Consider the following 7811-nt stretch of genomic DNA (forward strand, 5'->3'; position numbering starts at 1 on the left):
ACTCAGGACCTGTCATTTCCTGTATTCGGTAATCTGTATTCCAAAACAACAAGCACCTGAGCTTCCATTTTTAACTGAACTTACAACAGACACTCATAGAACCTAGGACCCTAGCCACCTAGGACCTTTCTTTACCTAGGACCTATAAATAAAAAAACGGAGCCCTAATGGACTCCGTTTAATGAGAACGCTTGTTATAGCATTACTTCTTAGCAAGTTTCTCTTTGATACGAGCAGACTTACCAGAACGCTCACGTAGGTAGTACAACTTGGCACGACGTACTGCACCACGGCGTTTAACTTCGATGCTATCAACGATTGGAGAGTGTGTTTGGAACGTACGCTCAACACCTTCACCGTTAGAGATCTTACGTACAGTGAAAGCAGAGTGTAGACCACGGTTACGGATTGCGATTACAACGCCTTCGAAAGCCTGTAGACGCTCACGGTCACCTTCTTTTACCTTAACTTGAACAACAACAGTGTCACCTGGTGCAAATTTAGGTAGGTCTTGTTTCATTTGCTCTTCTTCAAGAGCTTTGATGATGTTACTCATTTTTAAAATTCCTAGAATAAACTGATACTAAATAAATTAGGTTACTTTGCATTATGTTCGTTAACGGCTTTATGCTCATTAACAAACTCGGCAAGTAATTGTTCCTGTTCGTCAGTCAGAGCTAGGTTTTCCAGGAGCTCTGGTCTTCTTAGCCAAGTTCGGCCTAGCGACTGCTTTAGTCGCCATTGACGAATATCCTTATGATTGCCTGACATCAGCACCGCAGGTACCTCTTTGCCATCCAACACTTCAGGGCGCGTGTAATGAGGGCAATCCAACAAGCCATTAGCAAAAGAATCTTCTTCCGCTGACGAAAAATCCCCTAATACGCCCGGAATAAACCGAGAGACAGAGTCAATTAACGTCATGGCTGGTATCTCACCACCCGTCATCACAAAATCTCCAATCGACCATTCTTCATCGACTTCAGATTGAATGATGCGCTCATCTACCCCTTCATAGCGACCACAGATAAGAAGTAAATTCTCATTTGTTGCCAGCTCTTCAACTCCTTGCTGGTCGAGCTTGCGACCTTGAGGAGAAAGGTAAATGACTTTCGTCTTACCCGGTGAGGCATTTTTAGCAGCATGAATGGCATCGCGCAAAGGCTGAACCATCATCAACATGCCAGGGCCACCACCGTACGGTCGGTCATCGACAGTTCGATGTTTGTCGTGAGTGAAATCTCGAGGATTCCAAGTCTCAATCGACAAAAGACCTTTTTTAACCGCTTGACCTGTTACTCCAAAATCAGTAACAGAACGGAACATTTCAGGAAAAAGGCTAATAACGCCAACCCACATGTTTATCTCGCCCTGTATTTTTGGAGATTAGAATCCAGGATCCCAGTCAACTTCGATCCGTTGAGCTTCGCGATCAACTTTAATGATCACTTGCTCTTCAAGAAACGGGATTAATCGTTCCTTTTGCCCGAAAGCATCTTTAAGATTTGCTTTAACAACCAAAACATCGTTTGAGCCAGTTTCTAGCATGTCAGTGACGACACCCAGATCGTAACCTTTAGTGGTTACTACTTGCATCCCAAACAATTCACGCCAGTAGAATTCATCTTCTGACAATTCCGGAAGTGCTGCAGGGTCAATAGCAATTTCAAAGTTAGTCAGTAAATGCGCGTCTTCGCGAATATCCAGACCTTCCAGCTTCACCACCATACCTTTGTTATGGCGCTTCCAGCCTTCTACTTTGTATTCAACCCAGTTGCCCTTATGGTTTATAAACCAAGGGCTGTAATCGAAAATGCTTTCAGCATTGTCTGTGTAGGAAAAAACTTTAAGCCAACCACGAATGCCGTAAGTAGCACCTAACTTGCCTACAACAATCTTTTCGTTGCTCATTGTTTCTTTACCTTTCATCGACATAAACTAGTTTCTACTTCTAAAGTAAGAATTAAGCCGCTTTTTGAGCGTCTTTAACTAGTTTTGCAACGCGGTCAGATAGAGACGCGCCTTGACCAACCCAATGGTTAACGCGGTCTAGGTCTAGACGTAGACCTTCTTCTTGACCTTGAGCTGTTGGGTTAAAGAAACCAACTTTCTCGATGAAACGGCCAGTTGCAGAGTTACGGCTATCTGCTACTACGATTTGATAAAATGGACGCTTTTTAGCGCCGTGACGTGCCAAACGAATGGTTACCATGTCGTCCTCTTTTGCTTTCTCAAAAATAAAATTAACCCCAAAAATCATTCAATATACTGAACAACCTGGGGTCTCGTGCCAAAATAAAGCTCCGGAATTCTACTCTTATCCCGGAGCAATGCAAGGGGTTTAGATACTTTTTCACCAACATAAATTGAAATTAAAGTTTGTGATGTAGCTAACACCCTGAAACTATAGTGTGATTGACTGGTTATCGACCAAATGGGTTGAAACCACCGCCTCCGCCCATGCCACCCATCATGCCTTGCATGTTGCGCATCATACCTTTCATGCCGCCCTTTTGCATTTTCTTCATCATCTTCTGCATTTGGGTGAACTGTTTTAGCAGGCGGTTAACGTCTTGCACCTGTACACCTGAACCCGCTGCGATACGTTTCTTACGCGAACCTTTGATGATTTCCGGGCGCTGACGCTCTTTCATTGTCATCGAGCTGATGATCGCTTCCATCTGCTTGAACATCTTGTCATCAACTTTGTCTTTTACATCAGACGGTAGCTGAGACATGCCTGGAAGCTTGTCGAGCATACCCATCATGCCGCCCATGTTTTGCATTTGACCTAGCTGTTCGCGGAAGTCTTCCAAATCGAAGCCTTTCTTCTCTTTGAACTTCTTAGCCAGTCTTTCTGCTTTCTCTTGGTCAACGTTACGTTGCAGGTCTTCAATCAAAGACAGAACGTCACCCATGCCAAGAATACGTGATGCAACACGATCTGGGTGGAATGGTTCTAGTGCGTCAGTTTTCTCACCAACACCCAAGAACTTAATTGGTTTACCTGTGATATGACGAACCGATAGCGCCGCACCACCACGCGCGTCACCATCAACCTTGGTAAGAATCACACCAGTAAGTGGTAGTGCATCACCAAAAGCTTTTGCCGTATTCGCCGCATCCTGACCTGTCATTGCATCAACAACAAACAGAGTTTCTACAGGTTTGATCGCAGAGTGGAGATCTTTAATCTCTCCCATCATCTCTTCGTCAATCGCCAAACGACCCGCAGTATCGACAATCAACACGTCGTAGAATTTTTTCTTTGCGTGATCGATCGCAGCGTTGGCGATATCAATTGGCTTTTGGTCTGGTGACGATGGGAAGAAGTCTACACCGATGTCAGAAGCTAGCGTCTCTAGCTGTTTGATTGCCGCAGGACGGTAAACGTCGGCAGAAACAACCAGTACTTTCTTCTTATCACGTTCTTTTAAAAGCTTAGACAGTTTACCTACAGATGTGGTTTTACCAGCACCTTGTAGACCCGCCATCAGAAGTACAGCTGGCGGTTGAGCGGCTAGGTTAAGTGCTTCGTTAGACTCACCCATAACAGCTTCAAGCTCAGCTTGAACAATCTTAATGAACTCTTGACCTGGAGTCAGAGATTTAGAAACCTCTACACCCACCGCTTTTTCTTTAACGCGGTTTACAAACTCACGCACAACTGGAAGTGCGACGTCCGCTTCCAGAAGCGCCATACGTACTTCACGTAGGGTCTCTTTAATGTTGTCTTCTGTCAGACGACCTTTGCCACTGATATTTTTCAGCGTTTTGGATAATCGATCCGTTAAATTCTCAAACATCTTTGTCTCTTCGCTAAAATGGCGATTAATTAAGGTGAGTATACCTTAGCCAAGGTCACAGTCATACCCGTACAGCTGCTCTATTGCTATATGATGGGCTAACTTATTAATTTCAATATCTCATCTAACACGATTGTTGTCGTATAGAACGTAGCCCCAAAGTGTAATGCAAGGTATAATTTCTCCATTGTGCACAACAACATTTAGGATTCATGGATAGCGTAATTGCCATTGCAGCCGTCATACTTTACGTATTGGCGATTGCGACCATCATACCTGGGCTCTCACACCAGTCAGTTATCAAAACAAAAACAGTGTTTGTCAGCGCTGCCTGCGCGCTTGTTTTTCATGCATGGCTACTGAGTGATCTGATTCTGGATGGTTCTGGTCAAAACCTCAGTATTCTTAATGTCGCATCTCTGATCAGCTTTATTATTTCTCTGGCCATGAGCATCGCGATGTTAAAGAACCGACTGTGGTTTCTGTTGCCTGTCGTTTATAGCTTTGCTGCTATCAACTTATCTGCTGCGGCTTTTCTACCAAGCACCTTCATCAAGCATTTAGAAAACGACCCTAAGCTACTCATTCATATATCTTTAGCGCTGTTTTCTTATGCCACACTAAGTATAGGGGCATTGTATGCGCTGCAACTTGCGTGGCTTGACCATAAGTTAAAAAACAAGAAGTCTTTAGCGATCAATCCTAATTTGCCGCCATTACTCATGGTCGAGCGTCAATTGTTTAAAATTATTTTGATTGGTAATTTGCTGCTGACTGCTACGCTAATAACAGGCTATGTGTTTGTTCAGGACATGTTTGCAGAAGGGAAAGCCCACAAAGCTATTCTTTCTTTCATCGCTTGGGTGGTTTATTCCATCTTACTTTGGGGTCATTACCAAAAAGGTTGGCGTGGAAGAAAAGTGACATGGTTTGCCGTAGCAGGAGCTACATTACTTACACTGGCTTATTTTGGTAGCCGCTTTGTAAGAGAGATCATATTGAATTAAGGCGCTTATCGGCTCTTTATATCCGCGTTCAAATAAAATAAAGTACGCGTAACTCATAACTTAGCAGCTTTACAGAGCTTTAAATAACCAAAAACTTACAAGGAACAGAAACGTTTTGGACGACATATCTACGGGTATCTTATTTGCGCTACTCGCGTGTCTTATCGTCATATCAGCTTACTTTTCCGGTTCAGAAACAGGGATGATGTCTCTGAACCGTTATCGCTTGAAACACCTGGCCAAAAATGGCCATAAGGGTGCGAAGCGTGTCGAAAAATTATTGGACCGTCCAGATCGCTTGATCGGTCTTATTCTTATCGGCAACAACCTCGTCAATATTCTTGCCTCGGCGATCGCGACTATTATCGGTATGCGCTTGTACGGTGATATAGGCGTCGCTATCGCAACAGGTGCGCTAACCATGGTTGTGCTGGTATTTGCAGAAGTAACGCCAAAAACCATCGCAGCTCTCTATCCGGAGCGCGTATCGTATGCAAGCAGCGTGCTTCTAGCGATTTTAATGAAGTTACTTTCACCATTGGTGCTGTTAGTTAACTTTATTACCAACGGTTTCATTCGCCTCCTCGGAGTTAAGGCTGATCACACTGTAGAAGATCACCTGAGTTCAGAAGAGCTGCGAACAGTGGTAAACGAAGCTGGCGGTCTTATTCCTCGTCGACATCAGGACATGTTGGTATCCATTCTGGATCTTGAGCATGTCACCGTAAACGACATTATGGTGCCTCGTAATGAGATTACGGGTATCGACATCAATGACGACTGGAAATCTATCGTTCGCCAATTGACTCACTCGCCACATGGGCGCATTGTTTTTTACCGCGACAAAATTGATGAAGTCGTTGGTATGCTGCGTTTACGTGAAGCGTACCGTCTGATGCTTGAAAAGAATGAGTTCACTAAAGAGACGTTACTGCGTGCAGCCGATGAAGTGTATTACATTCCAGAAGGCACACCGCTGAACGTGCAGATGTTGAAGTTCCAACGCAACAAACAACGTATTGGTCTTATCGTTGATGAATATGGTGACATTATTGGCTTAGTGACACTTGAAGATATTCTGGAAGAGATCATCGGTGAATTTACGACCTCAATTTCGCCAAGCTTATCCGATGAAATCAGTCCGCAAGGCGACGGCAGTTTCTTAATCGAGGGCAGCACAAACATTCGCGATATCAACAAAGGATTAAAGTGGCATCTGCCCACTAATGGTCCGCGAACCCTTAATGGCTTAATCCTGGAGCATTTAGAAGATATTCCAGAAAGCCATCTGAGTGTAAAAGTATCCGGACATCCGATGGAGATCGTCGAGATAGAAGAAAACCGAATAAAGTTAGTTCGAGTTTATCCGAAGAAGAAGAAAGGCGGTAACTAACCGCACTACTATCCAAAAAAAGAGCCTGACATAGTCAGGCTCAGATTGATGACGAACCCCACTTTTAAGGTGGGGTTCTGTTTTTTTTGCGGCCGCAGGCCGCGATCGCGATATTTTTTGTTAGATAAACTCTAGAGCGTTAGTGTTCTTAAATTGGCGTATATAAGTGAGGATTTGCGCTATTTCACCTCGATTTAGGCCGAGTTTACGCAGAGTGCTCACCACCAACGCTATCTTCTTGATGTTTTGAGCAGCCGCCGCCAACCAGCACTGCATCTGCACCTTGGCTAACCCTCGAAAGCGAGCGTATCGATGACCGTGATGTTGTTTTGCATCGGCGAAGCTTCTTTCTACCGTTTCACTTCTCCGCCTGTAGGTTTTCTTTCCATAAGCAGAGAGCCGCATCTGGTTGGCTCTATCCATGGCCTCCGTATAGATATGCCTCGTGATGACCTTCTTCATGTTTTTACTTTGAGTACAGTCATCACGCATTGGGCAGAACGCACATTCTTTAGGGTCTGAGTGATACTCTCGGTAAGCGCCGCGTGACGTCGTCTTGTAGATAAGGTCCTGTCCGTTGGGGCAACGATAGCTGTCTTTTTCTTTGTTATAGATAAAGTGTTTCTTCTTGAAGGCATTCTTTGTGCGTGATGGTCGGCGATAGCCGAACACGCCAAGTATCCCTCGGCGCTCAAGGGATTCAGCAACAGGGGCCGTGAAGTAACCGGCATCAAGACCAACGGCGATAGGATTGAGGTTAAACTGTTCAAGCGTGTGGTCGAGACGGCAGATATAAGGCTGGGAGTCATTGACATTCCCCGCGGTCGCATGGGTATCAACGATGATGCCATGCTGACCATCAACCGTGCGATGGTCGAGATAGAAGAACCCTTGCGGCTTATTGTCTCGGGTCATGAAGCCACTTTCTGGGTCAGTCGTACTGCTCTTCGTGTTATTAGCTTTCTGCTCAGAAGTTCGTTCTTTAAGTGGCTTCTTTCCCTCTTTTGCTCGGTCTAGTGCAACGTCTTCATCCAGCATATCTAAATATGCACTCGCTCGGACTGCCGTTTGTTTATTGGTGTGCTTGTTTTTGTTCGCGTTCGCTTTGAGGTGAGTGCTGTCAGTAAAGAGCTCTTGTCCAGCGACTAAGCCTTTAGCCATCGCTTGTTGAACGATGTTAATAAAGATACGTTCGAAGACATCCGTACCATTGAAGCGACGGATACGGTTTTGACTGAGTGTCGAGGCATGGATGACCTTTTCAGTGAGGGACATGCGGAGGAACCAACGATATGCGACATTCACTTCGATTTCTTTGACAAGCTGACGCTCGCTTTTTACGCCGAAGATGTACCCCAGTAGGATAATTTTGAATAGGCGGACAGGGTCTACAGGTGGTCGGCCATTGTCTTTGCAATAGAGGTGGGCGACTTCATCACGAATGAATTCAAAATCGATAGCAGAGTCAATTTTACGCACAAGGTGGTCTTTGGGAACAAGTTGTTCCATCGTCACCATTTCAAGTTCGTATTGTTGTGGAGAAGGTTCTTGAAGCATGTCGAGGTATCCAGATTTCGATACTCCTATTAGATCAAAGGACTAGCC

8 protein-coding genes are annotated in these 7811 nt (G+C 44.8%); 2 read left to right on the forward strand and 6 right to left on the reverse strand.

What is annotated here, in order from left to right:
* Positions 1–202 precede the first annotated feature (202 nt).
* From rplS to ffh, 5 genes are all read right to left on the reverse strand, one after another.
* Entirely contained in the window at positions 203–556 is a 354-nt protein-coding gene (gene rplS / locus WJM94_RS15565; protein ID WP_145532528.1) for a 50S ribosomal protein L19, read from the reverse strand.
* A gap of 41 nt (positions 557–597) precedes the next feature.
* Positions 598–1359: a tRNA (guanosine(37)-N1)-methyltransferase TrmD gene (gene trmD, locus WJM94_RS15570; RefSeq protein WP_444495104.1), complete on the reverse strand. Its 762-nt coding sequence runs from the start codon at positions 1357–1359 to the stop codon at positions 598–600.
* Between the two features lie 27 nt (positions 1360–1386).
* Positions 1387–1935 (reverse strand): ribosome maturation factor RimM, encoded by a 549-nt coding sequence (gene rimM / locus WJM94_RS15575; RefSeq protein ID WP_444495105.1) that lies wholly within the window; start codon positions 1933–1935, stop codon positions 1387–1389.
* Between the two features lie 28 nt (positions 1936–1963).
* Complete coding sequence (gene rpsP, locus WJM94_RS15580) at positions 1964–2212, reverse strand: 30S ribosomal protein S16 (protein WP_021705764.1); 249 nt, start codon at positions 2210–2212, stop codon at positions 1964–1966.
* 211 nt (positions 2213–2423) lie between these two features.
* On the reverse strand, positions 2424–3806 hold the full coding sequence (gene ffh, locus WJM94_RS15585) for a signal recognition particle protein (RefSeq protein WP_444495106.1): 1383 nt from the start codon (positions 3804–3806) through the stop codon (positions 2424–2426).
* 212 nt (positions 3807–4018) lie between these two features.
* Between ffh and WJM94_RS15590 the strand changes: the two genes are divergently transcribed.
* Together WJM94_RS15590 and WJM94_RS15595 are read left to right on the forward strand one after the other, a co-directional pair.
* Positions 4019–4813 carry a cytochrome C assembly family protein gene (locus WJM94_RS15590; RefSeq protein ID WP_444495107.1) on the forward strand — a complete coding sequence of 265 codons (795 nt, stop codon included), beginning with the start codon at positions 4019–4021 and terminating at the stop codon, positions 4811–4813.
* Between the two features lie 115 nt (positions 4814–4928).
* The gene (locus WJM94_RS15595; protein WP_444495108.1) at positions 4929–6206 is read left to right on the forward strand and encodes an HlyC/CorC family transporter; all 1278 of its coding nucleotides are present in this window, start codon (positions 4929–4931) and stop codon (positions 6204–6206) included.
* 120 nt (positions 6207–6326) lie between these two features.
* Here WJM94_RS15595 and WJM94_RS15600 read toward each other — a convergent pair whose 3' ends face one another.
* Positions 6327–7763: an IS1182 family transposase gene (locus tag WJM94_RS15600; protein ID WP_444493534.1), complete on the reverse strand. Its 1437-nt coding sequence runs from the start codon at positions 7761–7763 to the stop codon at positions 6327–6329.
* Positions 7764–7811: the final 48 nt, after the last annotated feature.

Source organism: Vibrio sp. YIC-376 (assembly GCF_052353105.1).
Classification (GTDB): domain Bacteria; phylum Pseudomonadota; class Gammaproteobacteria; order Enterobacterales; family Vibrionaceae; genus Vibrio.